The organism is Neobacillus sp. DHD-1R (assembly GCF_057747995.1).
Genome location: NZ_CM173232.1, coordinates 4,651,632 through 4,674,185, shown reverse-complemented (window position 1 = coordinate 4,674,185; position 22,554 = coordinate 4,651,632). Strand labels below are relative to the sequence as shown.

Annotated in this window: 18 protein-coding genes, 1 pseudogene and 4 riboswitches; of the genes and pseudogenes, 13 read left to right on the top strand and 6 right to left on the bottom strand. The window is 40.2% G+C overall.

Going from position 1 to position 22,554, the window contains the following annotated elements:
- Positions 1-23 precede the first annotated feature (23 nt).
- Positions 24-668: a VC0807 family protein gene (locus AC3ANL_RS23085; protein WP_488326669.1), complete on the bottom strand. Its 645-nt coding sequence runs from the start codon at positions 666-668 to the stop codon at positions 24-26.
- A gap of 231 nt (positions 669-899) precedes the next feature.
- Here AC3ANL_RS23085 and AC3ANL_RS23080 point away from each other — a divergent pair, with 231 nt between their 5' ends.
- The 3 genes from AC3ANL_RS23080 to AC3ANL_RS23070 all read left to right on the top strand — a co-directional run bounded on the left by AC3ANL_RS23080 (position 900) and on the right by AC3ANL_RS23070 (position 5,168).
- Positions 900-2,111: a TerD family protein gene (locus tag AC3ANL_RS23080; RefSeq protein ID WP_488326668.1), complete on the top strand. Its 1,212-nt coding sequence runs from the start codon at positions 900-902 to the stop codon at positions 2,109-2,111.
- A 365-nt stretch (positions 2,112-2,476) separates the two neighbouring features.
- Positions 2,477-3,646, top strand: a complete 1,170-nt coding sequence (trpB, locus tag AC3ANL_RS23075; protein ID WP_488326667.1) for a tryptophan synthase subunit beta — start codon at positions 2,477-2,479, stop codon at positions 3,644-3,646.
- Positions 3,647-3,715: 69 nt separating this feature from the next.
- A riboswitch (ZMP/ZTP riboswitch) is annotated at positions 3,716-3,794 on the top strand.
- Between the two features lie 174 nt (positions 3,795-3,968).
- Positions 3,969-5,168, top strand: coding sequence for a phosphoglycerate dehydrogenase (locus AC3ANL_RS23070; RefSeq protein WP_488326666.1), 1,200 nt, complete (start codon positions 3,969-3,971; stop codon positions 5,166-5,168).
- 115 nt (positions 5,169-5,283) lie between these two features.
- On the opposite strand, the gene AC3ANL_RS23065 is transcribed toward AC3ANL_RS23070, so the two are convergent.
- Both AC3ANL_RS23065 and AC3ANL_RS23060 read right to left on the bottom strand, forming a co-directional pair.
- On the bottom strand, positions 5,284-6,123 hold the full coding sequence (locus AC3ANL_RS23065) for a hypothetical protein (protein WP_488326665.1): 840 nt from the start codon (positions 6,121-6,123) through the stop codon (positions 5,284-5,286).
- A gap of 229 nt (positions 6,124-6,352) precedes the next feature.
- The gene (locus AC3ANL_RS23060) at positions 6,353-7,456 is read right to left on the bottom strand and encodes a 5-methyltetrahydropteroyltriglutamate--homocysteine S-methyltransferase (RefSeq protein ID WP_488326664.1); all 1,104 of its coding nucleotides are present in this window, start codon (positions 7,454-7,456) and stop codon (positions 6,353-6,355) included.
- Between the two features lie 109 nt (positions 7,457-7,565).
- A riboswitch (SAM riboswitch) is annotated at positions 7,566-7,672 on the bottom strand.
- Between the two features lie 210 nt (positions 7,673-7,882).
- Between AC3ANL_RS23060 and AC3ANL_RS23055 the strand changes: the two genes are divergently transcribed.
- A complete protein-coding gene (locus tag AC3ANL_RS23055; protein ID WP_488326663.1) occupies positions 7,883-8,323 on the top strand; it encodes a YaiI/YqxD family protein in 441 nt (146 codons plus the stop codon).
- Between the two features lie 80 nt (positions 8,324-8,403).
- Here the strand turns inward: AC3ANL_RS23055 and AC3ANL_RS23050 are convergent, their stop codons facing one another.
- Entirely contained in the window at positions 8,404-10,665 is a 2,262-nt protein-coding gene (locus AC3ANL_RS23050) for a beta-glucosidase (protein WP_488326662.1), read from the bottom strand.
- A gap of 384 nt (positions 10,666-11,049) precedes the next feature.
- Between AC3ANL_RS23050 and AC3ANL_RS23045 the strand changes: the two genes are divergently transcribed.
- Positions 11,050-11,442, top strand: coding sequence for a VOC family protein (locus AC3ANL_RS23045; protein WP_488326661.1), 393 nt, complete (start codon positions 11,050-11,052; stop codon positions 11,440-11,442).
- A 60-nt stretch (positions 11,443-11,502) separates the two neighbouring features.
- On the opposite strand, the gene AC3ANL_RS23040 is transcribed toward AC3ANL_RS23045, so the two are convergent.
- Both AC3ANL_RS23040 and AC3ANL_RS23035 read right to left on the bottom strand, forming a co-directional pair.
- The gene (locus AC3ANL_RS23040) at positions 11,503-12,318 is read right to left on the bottom strand and encodes an RMD1 family protein (RefSeq protein ID WP_488326660.1); all 816 of its coding nucleotides are present in this window, start codon (positions 12,316-12,318) and stop codon (positions 11,503-11,505) included.
- A 182-nt stretch (positions 12,319-12,500) separates the two neighbouring features.
- Positions 12,501-13,868, bottom strand: coding sequence for a metallophosphoesterase family protein (locus AC3ANL_RS23035; protein WP_488326659.1), 1,368 nt, complete (start codon positions 13,866-13,868; stop codon positions 12,501-12,503).
- Between the two features lie 362 nt (positions 13,869-14,230).
- Between AC3ANL_RS23035 and AC3ANL_RS23030 the strand changes: the two genes are divergently transcribed.
- From AC3ANL_RS23030 to AC3ANL_RS22995, 8 genes and pseudogenes are all read left to right on the top strand, one after another.
- Positions 14,231-14,422 carry a hypothetical protein gene (locus tag AC3ANL_RS23030; protein WP_160725156.1) on the top strand — a complete coding sequence of 64 codons (192 nt, stop codon included), beginning with the start codon at positions 14,231-14,233 and terminating at the stop codon, positions 14,420-14,422.
- Between the two features lie 294 nt (positions 14,423-14,716).
- Positions 14,717-14,818, top strand: a riboswitch (glycine riboswitch).
- A 257-nt stretch (positions 14,819-15,075) separates the two neighbouring features.
- Positions 15,076-16,464: an amino acid permease gene (locus AC3ANL_RS23025; RefSeq protein WP_488326658.1), complete on the top strand. Its 1,389-nt coding sequence runs from the start codon at positions 15,076-15,078 to the stop codon at positions 16,462-16,464.
- Positions 16,465-16,576: 112 nt separating this feature from the next.
- Positions 16,577-16,678, top strand: a riboswitch (glycine riboswitch).
- A gap of 253 nt (positions 16,679-16,931) precedes the next feature.
- Positions 16,932-18,182: a serine hydroxymethyltransferase gene (gene glyA, locus AC3ANL_RS23020; protein ID WP_488326657.1), complete on the top strand. Its 1,251-nt coding sequence runs from the start codon at positions 16,932-16,934 to the stop codon at positions 18,180-18,182.
- A gap of 81 nt (positions 18,183-18,263) precedes the next feature.
- Positions 18,264-18,503: pseudogene (locus tag AC3ANL_RS23015) on the top strand (formyltransferase family protein); the annotation flags it as partial.
- Between the two features lie 300 nt (positions 18,504-18,803).
- A complete protein-coding gene (locus AC3ANL_RS23010) occupies positions 18,804-19,394 on the top strand; it encodes a GntR family transcriptional regulator (RefSeq protein ID WP_488326656.1) in 591 nt (196 codons plus the stop codon).
- Positions 19,395-19,405: 11 nt separating this feature from the next.
- Positions 19,406-20,608, top strand: a complete 1,203-nt coding sequence (locus tag AC3ANL_RS23005; protein WP_488326655.1) for a CaiB/BaiF CoA transferase family protein — start codon at positions 19,406-19,408, stop codon at positions 20,606-20,608.
- The gene (locus AC3ANL_RS23000; protein WP_488326654.1) at positions 20,609-21,511 is read left to right on the top strand and encodes a hydroxymethylglutaryl-CoA lyase; all 903 of its coding nucleotides are present in this window, start codon (positions 20,609-20,611) and stop codon (positions 21,509-21,511) included.
- 2 nt (positions 21,512-21,513) lie between these two features.
- Positions 21,514-22,545, top strand: coding sequence for a TRAP transporter substrate-binding protein (locus tag AC3ANL_RS22995; protein WP_488326653.1), 1,032 nt, complete (start codon positions 21,514-21,516; stop codon positions 22,543-22,545).
- Positions 22,546-22,554: the final 9 nt, after the last annotated feature.

Here is a 22,554-nt window from a genome sequence, read left to right as displayed (position 1 = left end):
TTATTCAATTTCTTCTATATTCATTATTTTAAGTTCATTAATTGATCTAAGCGAGTTTTAGCGTATTTGCGATAGATGACCGTCCATAAAATTGTACCACCGAGTATACTGTAGAAAATGATTTGGGAAACGGCTAAGAAGGCGGAAATGGAGAGTTCATACACAAGAATGGTTTTAATTACAGCTTCGGCTAACAGAGCTATGCCCCATACGGCTGTCATTAAACGAATGACAAAACGGAAATAGGAGAATTCCCAGTTATTCACGAACTTGCTCTTTTGTTCTGATTCCTCATTTGCACTGAATCTGATGGCAAAATGGTAAATGAGCGGTTTTGCAAAGAAAAGGGAACCAATAAAGATAAGTCCTAATATTCCCGTTACCAGCGACTCTCTCATTAAAATTAGTTTTTCGTTCCCACCTAATAAAAACGCCAATAAACTAAGGACGAATCCTGTCAGCATAAAAAGTCCAAACGCATCTGCTTTTCTATGTTTCACAATGTGATAAAGATTATCCAGTAATGGAACGAGCGTGGCAATGAGCAAGGAAACAAAACTTGAGAAATGACCCAATAATAAATTGTAAACGACAACAGGTACGAGTCCGTTTATTAAGATACTAATGCCAACTGATTGAATAACCTTCTTTTTAGAGGTGAAATTCAATATGATCTCTCCTTATTTTCTGTATTTATATTCTTATCCTTATTCTACAAACCGACGGTCGGTTTGTCAAGCTAATTTTTGGAAAAAATTAGCTTTTTGTTACATAAACAAATGAATTTAAAAAAAGTTAATTGCTGTTTGGATGGTTGGAAATAGTATTAAAATTAGGTGATGATTTTACAGTATAATAATAGGACTAGAAAAATTTTTGAATAGAAAGTAGGTCTTCTTATGTCACTCTCGTTGGTTAAAGGACAAAAAGCCGATGTAACAAAGACAAACCCGCATGTCACAAAAGTGAATGTGGAGCTGGGATGGAATACAACTGACAATATTGAAATCGATGCATCAGCCTTTTTATTAGCTGGAACTGGAAAGGTCAGAAGTGATGAGGATTTTGTGTTTTATGGACAACCTGTATCTTCTTGTGGGTCGGTGACAAAATTAGTTGGGGTAAATAATATACGGCAACAATTCCAAGTTATTTTTAATAAGATCCCGGCCGAAATTCCGAAAATCACCTTTTCGCTGACGATTTATTCACCCAATCAATCTTTCCAAAACATATCTGATATATTTTTGAGAATATTCGATCCAGTGACAGAAACAGAAATCATTCGTTTCCAAGTGCCAAATACCTTTTCTGATGAAACAGCGATTGTGATCGGAGATTTATACCATCATTCAGGACAATGGAAATTCAATGCAGTCGGAGCCGGTTATTTCGGCGGCCTTGCGGCTTTGTGCAGCTCGTTTGGTGTCGATGTGGAAGATGAGGTATCCCCTTCATCCCCAGCGATACCTGAAAAGAAGGTCGAAACACCACAGCCGCCGATTCCACAAGAACCTGCTATTCCCATCGTTAATCTGGCTAAAATTGAATTAAAGAAAAAACAGACCGTCAATATTAAAAAATCTCAAAGGATCACGGCTACGTTAGAGTGGAAAACCAAAAAGGATCTTGATCTCTACTGCTTTTACGTCATGAAAAATGGGCAAACGGGTAAGGTGTATTACCGTGATTTAGGAGGATCTAATCATTTTCCATATATTAAATTAGATGGAGATGCGCAGCAATTTGGTAAAGAAACCGTAGAAATTTATAAAACAGATGATTTAGCCTATGTATTATTTGCCGCCTATAGTGCAGTTGGAAATGGTGTGGGGAGTTTCTATTCGATGAAAGCAAAGGCCGTCGTGGATAATCATATGGGGAATGTCGTTGTTGCACCACTCCTCGAGCGCAATGACAATGCCTATTGGGTCGCAATCGCCCAAATCGATTTTACACAACAGGGTGCGATGAAGGTGGCCCATGTTGAGCGTTATTCGAAAGATCACTCTGAGGCTTCTCCGTTATTATTCCCGGACGGCACCTTCAAAATGGACGTTGGCCCAATTGAATTTAAAAATGATGCGGATTATGATAAATATTTTAAATAGAAAAAAACAGTGGGGAGGACGTTTCAAAAGGGGCTGACCTATTGTTTTAAGATCTCGTCCAGCACTGCTATTTTATCCGAAAAAAGAGAAGAGGAACCAAGTAAACTTTCAACTTGGGGCCTCTTCTCTTTTGTGCTTTTAAAGCAAAAAAAACGTACTCTAGCTGTTCTCATTCCTATCTTTAATAGCTGCTCGTATATTGTTTGTGCGGGGACAGTTTGTACAGAAATGAAGTGAAAAAAGGGATCATCAACCAAACTCAAATTATTTGCTAAAAAAGAATAAAATGGTAAAATAATAATTGGAATATTCGGTTATTTATCTGAAACAACCCAAAATATAGTTCAGAAGGAGACGAGAAGAGTATGGAGAACGTGAGTGTAGAGAGCAAAGGGTATTTTGGAGAGTTTGGGGGAAGTTTTGTACCGGAAGATTTGCAGCAAGTCATGAATGAGTTGGAAAAACAATTTTATCGATATAAAGATGATCCGGAATTTATTAAAGAATATAAATCTATTTTGAAGGATTATGTTGGTAGAGAGAATCCGTTAACATTTGCTGAAAATTTAACGAAAAGAATAGGCGGAGCAAAGATTTACTTAAAACGGGAAGATTTAAATCATACTGGGGCCCACAAAATTAATAATGCCATCGGGCAGATATTATTGGCCAAACGAATGGGAATCAAGCGAATTATTGCGGAAACGGGAGCAGGGCAGCATGGTGTTGCGACCGCGACTGCATGTGCGCTGTTTGGAATGGAATGTGTCATTTATATGGGCAAGGTAGATACGGAACGCCAGGCGCTGAATGTTTTTCGGATGGAATTACTAGGAGCGAAGGTTGTCCCTGTCAGCAAGGGCCAAGGCCGTCTAAAAGATGCCGTTGATGTCGCTTTAGATGATTTAGTTCAAAACTATAAAAATACATTTTATTTGTTAGGATCTGCAGTAGGGCCACATCCGTATCCAACAATGGTCAAGCATTTTCAAGCAATAATAAGTGAAGAATCCAAATGCCAGGTACTTGAGAAGGAAGGAAAGCTGCCAACTGCAGTGGTGGCTGCTACAGGCGGCGGAAGTAATGCCATTGGTGCCTTTGCCCATTATATTGATGAAAAGGATGTCCGTCTGATTGGAGTAGAACCGGCAGAGGCTCCAACTATGAGTGAAGGAGTGCCAGCAGTCATCCATGGCTTTAAATGTTTGACGCTTTTGGATGAAAACGGTGAGCCTAAACCAACCTTTTCGATTGCTGCCGGACTGGACTATCCTGGAGTTGGGCCAGAGCATAGCTACTTAAAAACAAGTGGAAGAGCTGAGTATGTAACGGTTACGGGTCAAGAAGCGTTAGATGCGTTCCTCATGCTTAGCAAGACGGAGGGGATTATTCCGGCGCTCGAAAGCTCCCATGCAGTAGCTTACGCTGTTAAACTAGCAAAAGAATTAACACCGGATGATGTATTGGTCGTCAACCTATCCGGACGCGGCGATAAAGATGTCGAGCAGGTCTTTAAAATGTTAAAAAAAGAATAGAATATCTTAATTTACACTATTTTAATGCTTGATAAATGACAGAAAATTTGGTAAAGTAAAACAAATGAAAAAGCTATGTGTAACTGGCGAAACACGGAGAACCGTGAGGGAGCACATAGTATCGGAGCCGTTCGCCTGGGCAGAGGTAAGGGGAATATACCCCTTACCTCTTTCTATATATTAGGAGGGGATAGTTCATACTACTTTTTTATGGTAGTAGATACAGATTTTATAAAATTTGCTAATGTAAGGTTCCCTTGCTAAAAAACGATTTTATTAATGGAAAATTTGAAAACTATCAAAAGAAAAAGGGGTATACAACTTGAAAACTCTAGTTATAGACAAAGTGAATACAATTAAAACATTAAATAATATTGCAGAAAGCGGTCTTAATGTATTCAATACCGATCATTTTACAGTGGACAATAACAGCGAAAATCCTGATGCAATTGTGGTTCGCAGTTTTAATATGCATGGATTAGAATTCGGTGACAATTTAAAAGCAATCGCTCGTGCAGGGGCTGGAGTCAATAATATTCCGGTCGAAAAATACACGGAACAAGGAATCGTCGTTTTTAATACGCCTGGTGCGAATGCGAATGCTGTAAAAGAGATCGTATTAACGACATTAATGGCATCATCCCGTAATCTTTTTGCTGGTGTGGCCTGGACTAAGACGTTGGAAGGTGAAGGCGAGCAAGTACCAAAGCTTGTGGAAGCAGGGAAGAAGCAATTTGTCGGAAAAGAAATTAAAGGAAAAACGCTCGGAGTGATCGGTTTAGGAGCGATTGGTGCGTTAGTTGCTAATGATGCGCTCGATTTAGATATGGATGTAATCGGCTTTGACCCGTTCATCTCTGTCGATACAGCTTGGAACTTATCCCGTAATATCAAGCGTGCGATGAGCATTGAACAGGTGTTTGCTGAGTCTGATTATATTACTGTCCACGTTCCGTTAACCAATGATACAAAAGGGATGTTTAACCAAACGACTTTTAGCATCATGAAGCCGGGTGTTCATATCTTGAATTTCTCACGTGGTGAGTTAGTGAATGAAGTGGATATGGCCGTAGCGCTGGAAGATGGAATCGTTGGTAAGTATATTACGGACTTCCCAAATGAAAATGTATTAAAAATGAAAAATACGGTTTCCATCCCGCATCTTGGTGCTTCAACAGCTGAATCTGAGGAAAACTGTGCGATTATGGCGGCTCGTCAGTTAAAGGAATTTTTGGAAACTGGAAACATCAAAAACTCGGTGAATTTCCCTAATGCTTCTCTTCCATATACAGGAAAGCAGCGTGTAGCAGCTTTCCACAAGAACGTGCCAAACATGGTTGGGCAGATCACCTCAGCTATTTCAAGCTACCATTTAAACATCGCTGACATGGTAAACAGAAGCCGTGGGGATTACGCCTATACGATGATTGATATTGATAATAAAATAAACGGGGATATCATTCCTGGTTTGGTAGAAAAGATCAATCAAATCGAAGGTATCGTGACAAACCGTATTATTTAACATTCGTTTTCCCAATAGCAACTTTTGTATAGGGACATCCATATTTTTTAAATTTTTGGGGTCAGACCCCCGGTGCGTTAACGCGTTACCACGCCGGGGGTCAGGCGCTTCTTTTTTATCTCTTAATATGAATGTAGGTTTTCCCTCTTTGAGGATAGATTCCATCTGTTTGAAACAAATTCCACGTTATATCGCCGCTATGTTTCCCTATGATTCCGTTCAAGATCATTCCAATTTCAATTAATTTATATGGAAGACCTTTAAGGTAATAGGTACGATTGGTTTTTAATTCCGTTAATACAACAGTGTCCTCAATGATGCTGGTTACTTCAAAGATACTTTTAAGGTGATCAGTGCATTGTTCAAATTTGTGATTTATATTTTCAAGATCTTGGATGGGATTCCAGTCATCATGGTAAATACGAGGATAGTCGTTCAAAAAGATGGCATTCAGCAGGTGTTCACAGGTCTTGAGTTCTGAGTGAGCTATAAAGATATATTCTTCCACAATTTGATACCAGGAGGTGCCAACCCTTTTATCAAGCCATTTTACAAACCTTTTTAACTGTGACAAAAAGGTTTCTACTTCTTTTTCTTCTGCTGAGATTTTCATGCTATGAGGATAAAAGGTGAAGATGAGTTCTTCCCAAAATGGGGGCTGACATTGTTGCCAAGAGGGTGGACAATGATCTTCTAAACAAGTGGTCATAAACTGTGAGATGATACGAAGAAATTCATTGCGGTTTTTGTCTGAGGGCTTTTGCTGTTTATAGGCGATAAACTCTTTTCCATAGTATTCTAGCAAACCACGGTATCGCATTTCAAATTCAGAACTAATAGCCAAATTTCTAAGAAATTCCTGATGTTCATTGGGATTTTCAAACTGATGCACCCGCATTTTAACATCTAACATGTTTCCTTCATGACGAACCTTCGTATGACTTCTGTTTTTCATAAATCAACCAGCTTTCTATAGTTTATTGGTTTGGAAAAATAACAAAGGAGGCTAAGAGGGGAATCTTCTTCTGCAGTTAATCGTAGTATACCGTCTATCGAATCAGAGAAAATGGATTAATATTGAAATATTTGTGAAATGTGGTAAAAAGATAGTAAAAGGCGGGGTCAGACCCCCGGTGCGTTAACGCGTTACTACGCCGGGGGTCTGACCCCATAAGCCTATTTATTTAGTTCCAAACACTATTTGCGATATCGATGACGTGACGTATTTTGTCCCATTGCTGTTCTTCGGTTAGCAGGTTTCCTTCTTCGGTTGAAGAGAAACCGCATTGTGGGCTTAGGCAAAGCTGATCCAAAGAGACATATTGATTTGCTTCTTTTATTCTTGCCTTTATTCTTTCTGGATCTTCTAGTTCACCGAATTTAGAGGTGATTAATCCTAAGACAATTTGGAGGTCATCCCGATTGACATGGCGAAGTGGTTCGAAGCCACCAGAACGTTCATCATCAAACTCTAGGAATAACCCATCCACGTTTAATCCCCCAAAAATAAGTTCAGATGCAAAATCATATCCGCCTGAAGAAGTATACGTAGATTGGAAGTTTCCTCTACAAATGTGCATCGTAATAACCAAATCATCAGGTTTGTTCGCAATGGACTCATTAATGGCTCTAGCAAACGTCTGAACTAAGGCTTTAGGGTCATGACCGTCCTTCTTCAGTTTATCTCTGCCTTCCTCTGAGAATAACGATGCCCATGAGGTATCATCTAGTTGCAAATATCGGCACCCAGCATCATAAAAAGCTTGAATAGCTTTTTGGTAAGCATGGATTAAATCCTTTACAAATTCCTCGTGGTGATCATAGACTTCACTAATACCCTGTCCGCGGACAATTAACATATTGGGGCTTGGTATTGTAAATTTCGCTACGTGGTCACCGGCAATGCTGTGTAAGAATTTATAATCCTCAATCATGGGATGATTGGCGAAATCAATTTTGCCTGTTACTTTTACGCCATGTGGTCTTGTTTCGACCCCATTAAATTGTAAGCCTTTTTTGGTTTCGACAAATTCAACCCCTACAAGACCTCCGAGAAAATCGAAATGCCACCAAGCTCGTCGTAATTCTCCATCCGTTACAGCCTGTAATCCCACTTCTTTTTGTTTTTCTACCAGGCGAATAATTTCGTCATCTTCAATTTGACGTAATTGTTCTGCAGTAATTTCCCCGTTTTGTTTTTGTAAACGTGCCTTTTTCAATCGCTCCGGTCTTAAAAAACTTCCGACATGATCTGCTTTAAAAGGTGCTTTCACTAATGTTCTTGTCAATTCAATCAGCTCCAAATCTAGTAATATTTAAAGAATTCACCATGAGAAAAATAAAAAACCTCTTCTACACATAAGAAGAGGTTTGGTCGCATGCAAAAGCAGCTTACTCTTCTTATCTTCAAGCTTGACGCTTCTGGAATTAGCACAGTCCACATAATAAATAAGGCTGTTGCTGAGGTATCACAGGGCCAGTCCCTCCACCTCTCTGGATAAGATCGTTAACTATTAAATTATTGTTAATCCTATATCGATATTGATTAAATGTCAATATTTTTGCAAGAATTAGAGTTTTGAGATAGGGGGTCAGACCCCCGATGCGTTAAAGCATTAACGTAAGAGAACTTTCCCACGATTAGATGTTTGACAAAAGCCCAATTTATCACTAGTATCACTAGTAATTCAAACTTCTTTTCAGGAGCGATACAGATGAAAATTTATGTTGATGCAGATGCTTGTCCGGTAAAAGATATTATTATTTCTGAAGGTAGAAGTGCGGAAATTCCTATTACCCTTGTTACGAGTTTTTCTCATTTTTCCAATGCGGAACAACCATCAGGAGTGGAAATCATTTATGTTGATTCTGGGGCAGATGCGGCTGATTATCGGATTATGAAGTTAGCACAATCAGGAGATATCATTGTGACACAAGATTATGGTCTTGCTTCGCTAGGGTTAGCAAAGGGTTGTATCGTTCTCCACCATAAAGGGTTTAGCTATACAACTGAAAACATTGACCAATTATTACAAACACGGTATTTAAGTGCAATGGCTCGAAAAAGCGGAAAGCGAACAAAGGGTCCTAAGCCTTTTACAGCAGAAGATCGGGAGCAATTTAGGAGGCTATTTAAACAAGTTATTTCTCGTTAAAATACCAAAAAGAGGGAGTTCCAATTAACATGGAAACACCCTCTTTTTCATTTTACCTTATAGTATTAGAAATGGAAGCTTCACTTGCTGTGACCTGCAGGCGTGCGTACCGTAATGGAGTCAGTCAGCGTAACATTATCAGAAGAGTTACCGACTTTCACTTCGTACTTACCGTCAAGCGTTTTCCACGCGTCAGCTTCGGCATCCCAAATGGACAGTGGATGGTTAGACGCTGATGGGTCAATGGTAATGGTGACATGCTTCTTCTCACCTGGTTCTAGGCGGACTTTCTCAAAACCAACTAAGCGTTTAGGCGGCTGGTTCGCGTTTTCAGGCACACCTAGGTAGACTTGCGGCACTTCAGCGCCCGCAACGTCTCCGGTATTCTTCACGAAGAACGATACCTTAATTGGCTTGGTACCATCAGTAGTCTTTGGTGTGACAACGAGCTTAGAAATCTCGAAGTTGGTGTAGGACAGACCATGTCCAAATGCAAAAAGCGGTTTGATGCCTTGGGCGTCGTACCAGCGGTAGCCCATTTCTAGACCCTCAGAATAATACACTTGCGGAATCTCCTTACCAGTACTGTCTAACACGCCGGTATTGATTCCAGGGTAACGATCGGCGGTGCTCGTTGGCGTGTCTGCCTTTGCTACTGGATAGGTTACTGGGAGCTTACCTGATGGGTTGGCGAGACCGAATAACAAGTTGGCGACAACATTGCCGTCCTCCTGGCCTGGATTCCATGCCTCGAGTATTGCTGGAACCTCGTTAACCCAAGGCATAAGAACTGGATCGCCATCTTTGAGCACGAGAGCGGTTTTCTTGTTTGCAGCGGTTACGGCTGAAATCAATGCATCTTGATTGTCTGGAAGAGACAAGCTTGGGCGGTCGCGGCCCTCGCTGGTCACAACTCCAGCCATAAGGATGACAACATCGGCATCCTTCGCTGCAGCAACAGCCTCACTAAGATTGCTATTATCATTTTTCACTGTCACCTTGGTAATCACAGCATCTGAACCTATTTTTGTTAAGGTGTTCTGCAGACCCTGAAGCGGTGAAACTGTATAAAGTGGACTGACCCTTGAGCTGCCGCCACCACCGGCGACAGCTGCGTCGACGTAGGTTGACTGCCCAATCAAAGCGATTGAATCCACGGAACCGTCAAGCGGCAACAGGCTATCCTTGTTCTTTAGCAGAACTGTTGTCTGCTCGGCGATCTCGCGTGCTTTGGAACCGTTCGTCTCAGCGTCGATGGTACCTTGCACGATTGGTCGGTCGAATATGCCATATTTGAACATTTGTACGTAGCGGCGACCTAGTGCTTGGTTGATGGTTTCCATCTTTAAGCTTTTGTTATCAAGTGCAGCCTTGATGTCCACGTTTGTGAAAAATCTGGCGTTCTGCATTTCTAAATCCAATCCGGCGTTTAACGCAGGCGCAGTTGAGTGCGTAGCACCAAAGTCAGACTGAACGTAACCTTTGAAACCCCACTGATCACGCAGGACGGTGTTTAGCAGATACTCGTTTTCGCAAGCGTAGGTCCCGCCTATCCGATTGTACGAGCACATGATTGAACCAACGTTGCCATCCTTAACTGACATCTCAAACGGCAGCAGGTAGAGTTCATGAAGGACGTTTTCTGCGATATTTACGTTGACCGAACCACGGTTTTGCTCCTGATCATTAAGTACGTAATGTTTCGACATTGCAATGATGTCGTTGTCTTGAATCCCCTGGATTTCTTTGGAAGCTAGAGAGCCGGCGAGGTATGGATCCTCACCGAGGTACTCAAAATTACGACCGTTCTCGCCCAAGCGTGCGAGATTCATACCTGGTGCTTCGAGTTCGTGCAGACCTAGCGTACGAGCCTCTCCACCCATCAGGTCACCGAAGGAGTATGCAAGATCGGGATCGAAACTGGCCGCAAGACCAATTGCAACAGGCAGGGCAGTAGCTTTATCCTGCGGACTGCAGTCACCACCGCCCAGACCGACGGGACCATTTGTGATCCGGAACGTGGGGATCCCTAGCTCAGGGATGCCAGGTATATGCCGACTAGGGGTACCACATTGCGGAAGCTCAGGAATTACTCCGCGAGCCCCGGCAAGCTGCTGGATCTTTTGGTCAAGTGTCATTGCGTCAATAAGAAGTTCCGAACGTGCCTCAGGCGCTAGTGACGTATCCATCCAGGGCAACAGTGACGAAGCACCTGAGGGAACAGCATTGGTAGACTGGGTCGGTGAAGCGGCGAATGCCCCGCTGACAAGGGATAGGGCAGCAATACTTGAAACAAGTGAAGACCATACAAATTTTCTTAACCTTTTTGTTGGTTGAGACATTTTTCTTCCCCCTTTTATTTAATTAAATAGAAAGCTTTCTTACACCTCCTCACCTGTATATGTAAGCGTTAACATCATAAGACAATCTAATTATATTAAAAATTCAGATAATTCTAGTTGTTAAATATTTAGGATTATTTGTGATTTTTTTATCATTTTAAAAACTTATTTTGATCTGTAATGATGAACCGTTTCACAAGTAAGGGTGAAACAATAGGTTGAAAACAAAACAGTGTGATGGTTTTTGGGCATTCTTTAAGCAAAAGAATCTCCCCTTTGTGCTTTTTACGATGGACAAACCGAATCGAGAAGTTTTATAGTAAAAATAAGGTCTTATAGTGGTATACAAGCAGGTATAGAAAGACATAAAAGGTGGAATAGAAAATGATTAAAGGGATTAATCACAAAGGAATTCATGTAGTAGACATGGAACGCGCATTGGATTTTTATTGCAACAAGCTGGGTTTTAAGAAAGCGTTTGAATTAGATCAATCAAATGGTGAACCGTGGATTGTCTATGTAAAAGTGGCAGACGGCTGTTTCCTTGAATTATTTTATGGAGGTACTGAGGGTGTTAAAGACAGAGCCGAGCATATCTGTTTTGAGGTAGATGACATACACGAAACGGCGAAACAATTGAAGAACAAGGGAGTAACTTTAGCAGAAGAAATTTCTCAAGGCAAGGCGTTAAACTATCAATTCTGGGTAATCGACCCCGATGGAAATTGGATCGAGTTTATGGAAATGAATCCTGATTCCCCACATATGAATAGTTAATAAAACATGGGGACGGTACTTCTGCTTCCTTTCTTTAAGCAAAAATACCGTCCCTCCGCTTCACAAGAGCGTCAGGCCAATCTCAACGACGATTAGAATCACGATGATCCACTCTACGAATAGACCTCGGATTGAATGGCTGATGGTGGAAAAACCATCCATGATGTTATACAAAATCTCCGTTTTGCTTTTCAAAATTTTGTATCGATCATTCAACTCAAAAAACTCCACCATCCGGTCGTAAAAGTCGCTGGCAGTGCTGCTGGTCCAGGTTATATCAGGCTTATCCAAGATCATGATATAGGCAAGTGTATTATACTCGTGGCGGACAATTTGGGCGGTTGTACTTGCTAGTTCCTTGTTGCCAATCCTTAGCTTGCCTTTCTCCAATCTGTCAATCATGGTTTCAAGCTTGTCGTGGATTTTTCCGAGTTGTTCCTCTGTTTTCTCAAGGGCCACCGATTTTGCAATCACTGTGGAAATCAATTCAGGATAAAACTCCTCATATTCTGGCACGACCACATATTCATCGGTCAATTCAAACTTCTCCGTTTCACTGATATGAAGGCAGTAATCATCGGAATATCTGTCTGCCTGTCCGATTTCAAAGTCTGGTTCGAAGGAATGAATGTAGTTCAATAAGGTCCTAATCTCATCAACGTGGGTGTGATTAATGAAGACAATACTGCCAAACGAGAAAACCAGCACCATTTGCGACTCGTCCACATTTTTATAAAGAATGGATTTTAGAATATCACCTTTCAGGATCAGTGGCTGTTCCCAGGTGAACTTCTTAGGTATACCGCAATGAACGGCAATTTTGTTCAAGTCAATTTCATGGGTAATGGCAAAAGCTTTAAAAGTAATTTCTTTCACTTGTATCACTCTCTCCAGTGAATTTTCCTTTTTCGATTTTATTCTATTCCTTACAAAAACATACTGTAACAGTTATAAATGATTCCAAAAACTCCACAGGGCCGCCGGTTCAAGGATTTAAAATTTAATGTCACCCGCAAACCGTCCCATGGGTTGCCTGATTACAGCTTAAAATTGTCCATTTACACTTTTCTCATTGTCCCTGTCCATACTTCAAATGTAGGAGAACTAACTACTTTACCTTCATACATTTCACCTGGTTTGTAAATAATAGTAAAAGTAAGGTTATCCCAAGTGGAAAAACCTCTTCCCGAAATAGCTTGCTGATAACTCGGCCGCCATGTTCCTGTATTCAAATAGACACGTTCTTTTTGTTTGGTTGTCTCTTTATCATTAATGACATCTATGGTGCATTGATACGGAATGTGGGTATGACCGTAAAGAACATACAAGAAATTATTTGTTAAGTTTTCAAAATCCTCTTTAGCACCAAGTATATAGTTATTTTCAGACCATAGCGCCTGTATCTGGTCCACGTTTTCAAGTAACTTCAACTGCCACTCCGAGTTGGTAATATCAAATATTTTTAAGAGATTTCCTAATATCTGGACCTTATCCCCAGTATCAAGAGGCTGCAAAAAGTGATCGTTCCTTTTAATCCACTGATTAACAAATTTAAGCTCCATAAACTCTTCGCCAACTTGCCGAATGGCTGAATTGATTTCATGTTGAACCATTTTTCCATACTTCTCATAGCATTGAACTTGAAAAGATAGCCAGGGAATAATGGCAGATAAGGGACGAACGTCAAATAAATTTCTAAAGTTGTTGCATATTTGCCTGATATCTTCTTCGGGCAGATTAATACTCTGCAGCTTATTACCCACTACGATAGGGAGTTTGGTGGCGATTTCAGCTGCAATTACGTCGCCAATGGGTGTCTTATTGTAATCAGAATTGACCCTATAATCTCCCTCGAAATTAAAGGGATCCCATTCGTGTCCATGTCTTGCAAATACTCCATGTTGTTCATCTTTATAATAGTTAGAAAAATGGTGTGCTGCTGAAATTCCATTAAGTCCTAATACATTGATTACTCGTTCCCGCAAGGAAGGATAGACATTACATAAACGATCGTGATTTCCTGGTATATAGATGATTTCAGGCTTTCTCGGAAAGCCAAGAAGCTCCCATTCCTTTCCGGAAAGAATAGAAAAAATTTCTTCGTTCTCTCTAATGACGTCGTTTAGAATGTCCAAGGCTATTGTTTCCGTTTTTTTCGAGTAATCCCCCCATGGTCGATCATGTTGGTCAATGTTGGTTAGTTGATTCATTTCCCTCTTCAAAAACCATGACTCTGTTCTAATAAGATCAAAGATATCACCTAATAGGACAATTTTTATGTCTTGTTCTTCAGCAGCTAAATTTTTAACCGCTTCCTTTGCCTGATATGCCAGCTCGGTAAAAGTATCTCTAAAGTTTTCTGCTTCTAACTGGTGCCTGCCGGCGGTTCGATCCATAAGATGTAAATCGCTAATAAAAATAAGCATCTAATAGGCACTCCTTTCAACAAAAGGCCAAATCCCCAATTATCCAAAATAGTCTAAGTAAAGTCATAGTATTTTGTTTACATATAAAGAATTGGAAAAGCGCTATTCTTCAACATTAATACCTCTATTATAATGGTAAAAACTCATTTAAGGTGAAAGGTATGGAATATTTTACAATTGATAAAAATATTGGTGTGTAACCCCACAAAGATGGTTCTTGTGCTTAGAAAATTCATTCAGGGTGTTATAAAATTGCCAATCCTCAGCTTGCCGTGGATTTTCAATATATAGATTTATTTAAATAAAGTTTAATCATGCTATACTTGGAGAACGAATTAGGTTTCTAAAAGGAGTTGGAAATTTTGAAGTATATAAAATCGCAAATGCAACAGCTAATCAAAGATAATAAAGAATTGCATACACGCTTAAAAGAGTTGAAGGCAGAACATGGCCTTGAAAAAAACAATGCCCTTAAGGCGTTGTACCATTCAGAAGTGGCTGACGGGGGAAAATACCAGTTAGCTTACCAAGCACTTGACCAGCCCAAAAAGTAGACTCACTTAAGGGCATTAAGGGTCGTAAAATCCCCGGATATTAAGTAGTAACAGAGAGTATGGAACAATTCCATACTCTCATTTAGTATGTTGAGGGTTCTTCCCTTGTTACTGCCGTTCAAACCTCCTTTACCCGTGTTTCAGTTAGACATTTAAGCCCATTTCTATTTTCCTGAAAAAAGAAAATTCTAAATTTTAATTATAACTCGATTGACAATGAAATGAGTCTATGAGAATATCATACTTAAGAATGCGCTTACATTTTTGATAATTAAAATAATTGAATATTTACGGTTGATTGTATTGGGAGAGAGTGATGAATATCGCCGCCGAAGGAGCAAATTCCATAAAATCCTTGGAATAAATCTCTCAGGTAAAATAGACCATTACATGACGTAGCTCTGGAGAGTGCATATTTCTTTATATGCCACCAAAGGGGATCCACTGCTTTTAGTGGGAAAAACTTTCAGGTAAAAGGACAGAGAGGGTAGAAACATTGCCCTCTTCTGTCCTTTTTTGTTGTAAAAAACAACCAATTCCTGAAATTTTACGAGGCAGCTCAGCATTGAGCATAATCAAAGTTGTTATCAACAACTTTGATTATCTGAATAGTAAAGAAATACATTCTAAGCTAGTAGGGAGAGGGGAGTCATATGCAAGAACAAACATTGTCGAGGGGTCTAAAGAATAGGCACGTGCAATTAATCGCTATTGGAGGAGCAATCGGAACTGGATTATTTCTTGGAGCAGGTAAATCGATTCATTTAGCAGGTCCGTCAATTTTAATTGCTTACTTGATTACAGGAATCATTTGCTTTTTAATCATGCGCGCACTTGGAGAACTGCTTTTAAGCAATTTGAAATACCATTCTTTTGTTGACTTTGTAAGAGACTATTTAGGTAATACGGCAGCATTTATTACGGGCTGGACTTACTGGTTTTGCTGGATATCAATTGCAATGGCCGATTTAACGGCAGTTGGTCTCTATACTCAGTTTTGGTTTCCAAGTGTACCACAGTGGATGCCAGGATTAATTGCATTAGTCATTTTGCTATTTATGAACCTGGCAACCGTAAAGCTTTTTGGCGAAATGGAATTCTGGTTCGCATTAATTAAAGTCATTGCAATTCTAGCATTAATAGTTATTGGGATTTTTATGATTATTAAAGGCTTTTCCACAAATTCAGGCGCATCCAGTTTCACGAATCTATGGAGCCACGGCGGCATGTTCCCAAATGGCATAAATGGATTTATCCTCTCGTTCCAGATGGTCGTGTTTGCGTTTGTTGGCATTGAACTTGTAGGACTTACTGCAGGTGAAACAGAAGACCCGGAAAAAGTTATCCCAAAAGCAATCAATAATATTCCTATTCGGGTATTAATTTTCTACATTGGCGCCCTAATTGTCATCATGAGTATTTATCCGTGGAACGCCATCAATCCAGCGAAAAGCCCATTCGTTCAAGTATTTGTGGCAGTTGGTATCGCAGCCGCAGCCGGTATTGTTAATTTTGTCGTTCTAACATCCGCAGCTTCGGCATGTAACAGCGCCATTTTCAGTACAAGCCGGATGGTATATTCACTTGCCAAAGATAAAAATGCACCTGTGCCATTTGCAAAACTTACTTCTCGTCAAGTACCTTCCAATGCCTTGTTCTTTTCCACTGTTGTCATTCTCATTGCCGTTATTTTGAACTATGTTATGCCAGAAGGAGTATTTACACTAATTACAAGTATTTCTACAGTATGCTTCATCTTTATTTGGGGAATTACTGTCATCAGTCATTTAAAATACCGCAAATCAAGACCTGATCTGGCAAAAGTCAACAAATTTAAATTGCCGCTATATCCATTTTCCAATTACCTGATCCTTGCCTTCCTGGCATTTGTTCTTGTCGTGCTTGCTCTTGCGGAAGATACTCGTATTGCCTTGTTTGTAACTCCTGTCTGGTTTATTTTGCTAATAGCCATTTATAAAATACGAAATATGGATGCAAGTCAGGAAGAACAGCTAAATCCGGAAAAGGTCGTAGAAAATTAAAGCAGCAACTTAAAATAGGTGTGTTCTTTAGTGACTTTGGTACCGTTTTCAATAAATGCCTTGACTTGAATAACTTTTACAATTATTCTGAAAAAAACAAAAAATAAAGCGAATGATGGTTGTGGGAGAGTGCATTTTACACGCCACCGAAGGAGCAAGTTCCAAAAAAACCCTTGGAATCAATCTCTCAGGTAGATGGAACCACAACTGGACGCAACTCTGGAGAGCGCGTATACCATTATGCCACCAAAGGGGAAGGTTCGAAACGGAACTAAACTCTCAGGTAAAAGGACAGAGAAGGGAAAAAAAGCTTTTAGCTACCCTTCTACTGTCCTTTTTTGCGTGCAAAAAAGCAGGCTTTCGTTCCAGTTTTCTTGGAATAGAAGAGCTGTAGTGATAGTGAGGTTAATCTTCGAGGTTTGACAGATCATGGGGTAGTTAGAACGATATTTCAAGGAGGAGTAAGTATGGGATTACAACAAAATGATTCAACTATTTTTGAAGCAATTAGGAAAGAGCAAGACCGCCAGCTCCAAACATTGGAGTTGATTGCATCTGAAAACTTCGTTAGCCAGGATGTATTAGAAGCAATGGGAAGCGTGCTGACAAATAAATATGCAGAAGGTTATCCGGGGAAGCGTTACTATGGTGGATGTGAATTTGTCGATGTGGCAGAACAAACAGCGATTGAACGCCTCACACAGTTGTTTGGCACTAAATATGCAAACGTTCAGCCTCACTCAGGTGCACAAGCAAATTTTGCTGTATTTTTCGCACTGCTTCAGCCTGGTGATAAAGTGATGGGGATGAACCTTTCACAGGGTGGGCACTTAACTCACGGAAGTCCTGTAAGTGTTTCAGGGAAATGGTTTGATATTGTGTCCTATGGTGTAAGAGAGGATACTCAATTGATTGACTATGATGAACTGGAAGCCATTGCGAAAAAGGAAAAACCAAAATTGATTATTGCAGGGGCAAGTGCTTACCCTAGAACGATTGATTTTGCCCGCTTTAGACAAATTGCTGATCAAGTTGGCGCAAAATTCCTGGTAGATATGGCGCATATTGCCGGGCTTGTTGCAGCCGGTCTTCATCCATCGCCAGTTCCATATGCCGATGTTGTCACGAGCACTACGCATAAAACGTTAAGAGGCCCGCGCGGCGGCATTATTTTAACAAATGATGAACAAATCATAAAAGCTATTAATAAATCGGTGTTCCCAGGGATACAAGGCGGTCCGCTCATGCACATCATTGCAGCCAAGGCGGTTGCCTTCAACGAAGCATTGCAGCCAAGCTTTAAGGACTATGCGAAACAAGTCATAGACAATGCAGCCACACTTGGCGAGACCTTGAAAAATGAAGGTGCAGCCCTTGTATCTGGTGGAACGGATAACCACATTGTCCTTTTAGATTTACGTCCGTGGAACCTTACTGGAAAAGAAGCAGAAAAGTTACTAGAAGAAGCGGGCATTACCGTCAATAAAAATACGATTCCGTATGACCCGGAAAAGCCGTTTGTGACGAGCGGTATCCGGATGGGAACAGCAGCTTTAACGACTCGCGGCATGAAGCAGGATGAAATGGTGAAAATCGGAAAAGCCATTGCAGCTGTTCTGAAGAGTAAAGGGGACAAAGCTGTGCTTGAGAAAGCAAAGGAAACAACTAAAACGATTTGTGCCGCCTATCCACTATTTGAACAGGCAATCACAGTCTAAGAAAGGGGCATGCGGATGGAATTTCAAAGTTGTTTTGACATTATCGGACCGATTATGGTAGGACCGTCGAGTTCTCATACAGCGGGTGCATTTAATCGTGGTGTAAAGTTAATCGGGGCAACTGCCCACTACGTAACGAATGATCTTGATGAAGGACCGATTATTGAACAAGATGTCCAACGGATAAATCATCGTTATGCAGTGGAAGATTTAAAGACTGCCGGACGTCATGTGGAAAAGAGGGTGCTTGCCGAAGCCGTTTCCTGGCATGTTGAAGATAAAGTACTGGTCCATGGTAATAAAACGATTGTTTTTGCATGAGTTGATATCATCTTGGGAAAGATAGGCTTTTTTTCTTATAGAACGAAAGATACTAAAGCAGTTGTGATTTTTTCTAGAAATCACGGCTGCTTTTTTTGGTTCCCGCTACCAAGACCACAAAGAAATAAATAGGGAAAAACAAAATAGATTGACTATTTTAAAATTTTATACTATTCTAAGAATTAGTTAAATGTAGACCGTCGACGAAAAACAAAGTGGGTGATTCAAATCGTTCAGGTTGTTAAAAAAGGAGCTACTTTAAAAACACAGGTATATAACTTTTTGAGGGAACAAATTTTCATGGGAGCGGTAAAACCTGGTGAAAGATTAATAGAGGAAAAAATTTCAGAAGAGTTGGGGGTTAGTCGCAGTCCGATTCGTGAAGCTATTAGAATGCTTGAAAAGGACGGATTATTACTTGTTAATATTTCTGGAGGAGTCACAGTTATTCAGCCTACTATCGAGGATTTTCAACATTTATATGAATGTCGAATTGAAATGGAGCCACTCGCCTCCTATTATGCTGCAAAACGCCGTTCTCAGGAACAGCTTGAAACCATACAAGCTTACCTATTAGATATGGGAAAGATTACGGAAACGAATAATTTGACGAAAGTACACGATGCAAACGAGAAGTTCCATGAAGCAATCGTAGCTGCGAGTGCTAATCCATTTCTAGTTTCCATGATTGCACAACTTCATGGGGTGAATAGCTTTTATAGAAAATCGTTTTTGGAAGAAACGCCGCCTCACATAGAAAAAGCAATGTATGAACACCAACATATATTTAAAGCAATTGTAGATCGAGACGGGGATGGAGCTAAGCGGTTAATGAGAGCACATATTGAAAGCGATTACAATTTATTTATGAAATTTAGTAATCAATTGTAGGAGGTTCTGAAATGTCAAAAAAAAAACCACTTGAAGGAGTCAAGATTCTTGAATTAGGTAATTTAGTTGCTGCTCCATTTGCTGGCAAGTTATTTGCCGAGTTTGGGGCTGAAGTGATAAAGGTGGAAGAGCCAACGAAAGGTGACCCTCTTAGAAATTGGCGGGTCATGCATAATGATACATCGGTATGGTGGTACGTCCAATCACGGAATAAAAAATCCATTACAGTAAATATGCGAGATGAACAAGGCCAGAAGATTATAAAACAATTGGTTGAAAAAGTTGATGTAGTTCTTGAAAATTTTAAACCTGGAACTTTAGAGAGATGGGGGTTAGGCATAGAAGAATTACGTGAAATAAATCCGTCCATCATCATGACGAGAGTTTCTGGATATGGACAGACGGGTCCTTATCGTGAGAAACCTGGATTTGGAAGTGTTGCTGAGGCATTTGGCGGCCTTCGATATATAACAGGTTATCCTGATTTAGCGCCTGTAAGAGTAGGTATTGCGATTGGTGATTTAACTGCAGGGTTATATGCAGTAATTGGAACACTACTGGCACTACGTGCAAGAGATCAAAACCCTGATAAAAAGGGACAACTTGTTGACGTAGCACTCTATGAATCTGTATTTAGTTTACTAGAAGGGATTCTACCTGAATACGACTTGACAGGAGTAGTCAGAGAGCGAACAGGTAGTACGTTACCAGGGATAGCTCCTTCGAATACATACGAGTGTAGGGATGGGAAACACCTGGTGATTGGCGGGAATGGAGATAAAATTTTCCAACGATTAATGACAGCAATAGGCAGAGAAGATTTAGCGAATGACCCTACATATTCTACAAACCAAGGTAGGGCGGACAATGTGAAGTTCATTGATCACATAATTGAACAATGGACGAAACAATATCCACTAAAAGAAGCCCAGCGAATATTAGATGAAGTATCTGTTCCAGTCGGACCTATCTATGGAATTAAAGAAATAGTTGATGATGAGCAATACAAAGCAAGAGACATGCTGCAGGAAATAGAATTACCGGATGGAAAGAAGGTTTTGGTTCCTGGAATTGTACCGAAATTATCTGAAACACCAGGAGAAATAAAATGGAGTGGCCCAAAACTTGGTGAACACAATGAAGAAATTTATACAGAATATATGAATTTCACTATTGAAGACTTCAAAAAACTGAAAGAACGGGGAGTCATTTAAATGGCAGATGTGAAAATTATTGACGTTAGTCCAAGAGATGGTTTACAAAATGACCCAAGGTTCATTCCAACAAATGAAAAGGAAAAGCTAGTGATGATGCTGCTCAAAGCAGGTGTGCAAACAGTTGAAGTTACTTCATTTGTTCACCCTAAAAAAGTTCCACAAATGGCTGATGCCTCAAATGTCTTAGAAGCAGTTACATCTTTTGAGAATCTTGAGGCAATTGCATTAGTTCCTAATTTAAAAGGATATGAAAGAGCTAAAGAACATTTACTAACTGAAGTGAATTGGGTGAGTTCAGCTACTGAGACATTCAACCAAAAAAACATTGGGCTGACTATAGATGAAAACTTTAAGCAGTTTGAATCACTTGTCACACAGGCAAAAAGAGATGGCATTAAAACCTGCTTTTCAATCGCAGTAAGTTTTGGCTGTCCATATGAAGGTGAAGTAACAGAAGAGCAGGTATTAAATCTCGTAAAACGGGTGAAAGCCGCTGGAGCAGATCGCATTGGAATTGCTGATACCATAGGGATTGCTACACCAGATCAAGTTGAAAGTTTAATGAAAAGTGTTTTAAAAATTGCTGGTGAAACGCCAGTTGCCATACATTTGCATGATACCAGGGGATTGGGATCAGCAAATGCTTATGCAGCTTATCAGGCGGGAGTTCGGATTTTTGAAACAGCTGTATCTGGTATAGGTGGTTGTCCGTTTGCACCAGGAGCAGCAGGCAATTTAGCAACAGAAGATTTAGTATATTTATTCCATAGAATGAACATTGAAACAGGATTGGATTTTGAAAAATTGCTCGATGCTGCAGACTATGCCGCAAGTCTCTCATCTAAAAATCCATTAGGACGCATCAGACACGTAGAAAGAAAACAATTAGGGGGAAATTAAAAATGAAAAAATGGATGAAATCTATGACTCTTGTAATGGGGACGACACTTCTATTGGCAGCGTGTAACACATCAAAATCTGAGCCGAGTGATGCTAGTGTAAATGAAGATGGATATGAAAAAACAACGATTCGTTTAGCCTACAATTTACCGCAAGATCACCACATTTCAAAAGGGATTGAGCAATTTGCAAAGGATGTTACCGAAAAGTCCGATGGTGCCGTAAAAGTTCAAGTGTATCCTGCTGGCCAACTACTAAGCGATAAAGACATGAACCAATCCATTTTGACTGGTGGAGTGGAGATGGGCGTGAATTCCGCAACATTATGGGAAAGTACAGTACCAGCAATGGGAATTTTTGATGTCCCTTATGTATTCACCAATTATGAAAAAGCGGGAAAAGCAATAAACGGTGAATTTGGTGATAAATTACGTGCAGCAATGGAAGAGAAAGGGGCAAAAGCATTAATATTTGCAGACTACGGTTATGCCCAATTTGCTAATAACAAGCGGCCATTAAAATCCCCTGCTGATTTTAAAGGGTTAAAGATTCGTAGTATTGGAGATATTCCTTCAGAAATGATTAAAGCGTACGGTGCTTCACCAGTATTTATGGGTGGTGGAGAGGTATATATGGCACTTCAACGTAACACTGTAGATGGAGCTACTTCTGGAACAACAGCGATGTTACAACGAAAATACAATGAGGTAGCGAAATATTTGACAATTAATAACTATTCTTACTTGGAATTCATTTTAGCTGTTAACCTAGATTACTGGAACAGTTTACCAAAGAAAACACAAACACTATTAAATGAAGAAGCAAAAGAAACAGAGGAATGGATTCGCAATCAGGCGAAAGCAGAAGATGAGTCAACAGCTAAACAGCTAGAAGAAAAAGGTATGGAAGTGTATGTAGTTCCCGCGAAAGACTTACCAGAGTGGAAAGAGGCTGCAAAACCCGCATGGGATGCTTTCCTTAAAAACGGTGGTGATTTAGGAAAAGAACTGTTAGAAATAGTTGATGAGGAGTAAGGGGGATTC

Bases quoted from the DNA above. Each gene is read 5' to 3' on its own strand.
- AC3ANL_RS23080 (WP_488326668.1), top strand. From the start codon at position 900: ATGTCACTCTCGTTGGTTAAAGGACAAAAAGCCGATGTAACAAAGACA.
- trpB (WP_488326667.1), top strand. From the start codon at position 2,477: ATGGAGAACGTGAGTGTAGAGAGCAAAGGGTATTTTGGAGAGTTTGGG.
- AC3ANL_RS23065 (WP_488326665.1), bottom strand. From the start codon at position 6,123: ATGAAAAACAGAAGTCATACGAAGGTTCGTCATGAAGGAAACATGTTA.
- AC3ANL_RS23055 (WP_488326663.1), top strand. From the start codon at position 7,883: ATGAAAATTTATGTTGATGCAGATGCTTGTCCGGTAAAAGATATTATT.
- AC3ANL_RS23050 (WP_488326662.1), bottom strand. From the start codon at position 10,665: ATGTCTCAACCAACAAAAAGGTTAAGAAAATTTGTATGGTCTTCACTT.
- AC3ANL_RS23045 (WP_488326661.1), top strand. From the start codon at position 11,050: ATGATTAAAGGGATTAATCACAAAGGAATTCATGTAGTAGACATGGAA.
- AC3ANL_RS23035 (WP_488326659.1), bottom strand. From the start codon at position 13,868: ATGCTTATTTTTATTAGCGATTTACATCTTATGGATCGAACCGCCGGC.
- AC3ANL_RS23025 (WP_488326658.1), top strand. From the start codon at position 15,076: ATGCAAGAACAAACATTGTCGAGGGGTCTAAAGAATAGGCACGTGCAA.
- glyA (WP_488326657.1), top strand. From the start codon at position 16,932: ATGGGATTACAACAAAATGATTCAACTATTTTTGAAGCAATTAGGAAA.
- AC3ANL_RS23010 (WP_488326656.1), top strand. From the start codon at position 18,804: ATGGGAGCGGTAAAACCTGGTGAAAGATTAATAGAGGAAAAAATTTCA.
- AC3ANL_RS23005 (WP_488326655.1), top strand. From the start codon at position 19,406: ATGTCAAAAAAAAAACCACTTGAAGGAGTCAAGATTCTTGAATTAGGT.
- AC3ANL_RS23000 (WP_488326654.1), top strand. From the start codon at position 20,609: ATGGCAGATGTGAAAATTATTGACGTTAGTCCAAGAGATGGTTTACAA.
- AC3ANL_RS22995 (WP_488326653.1), top strand. From the start codon at position 21,514: ATGAAAAAATGGATGAAATCTATGACTCTTGTAATGGGGACGACACTT.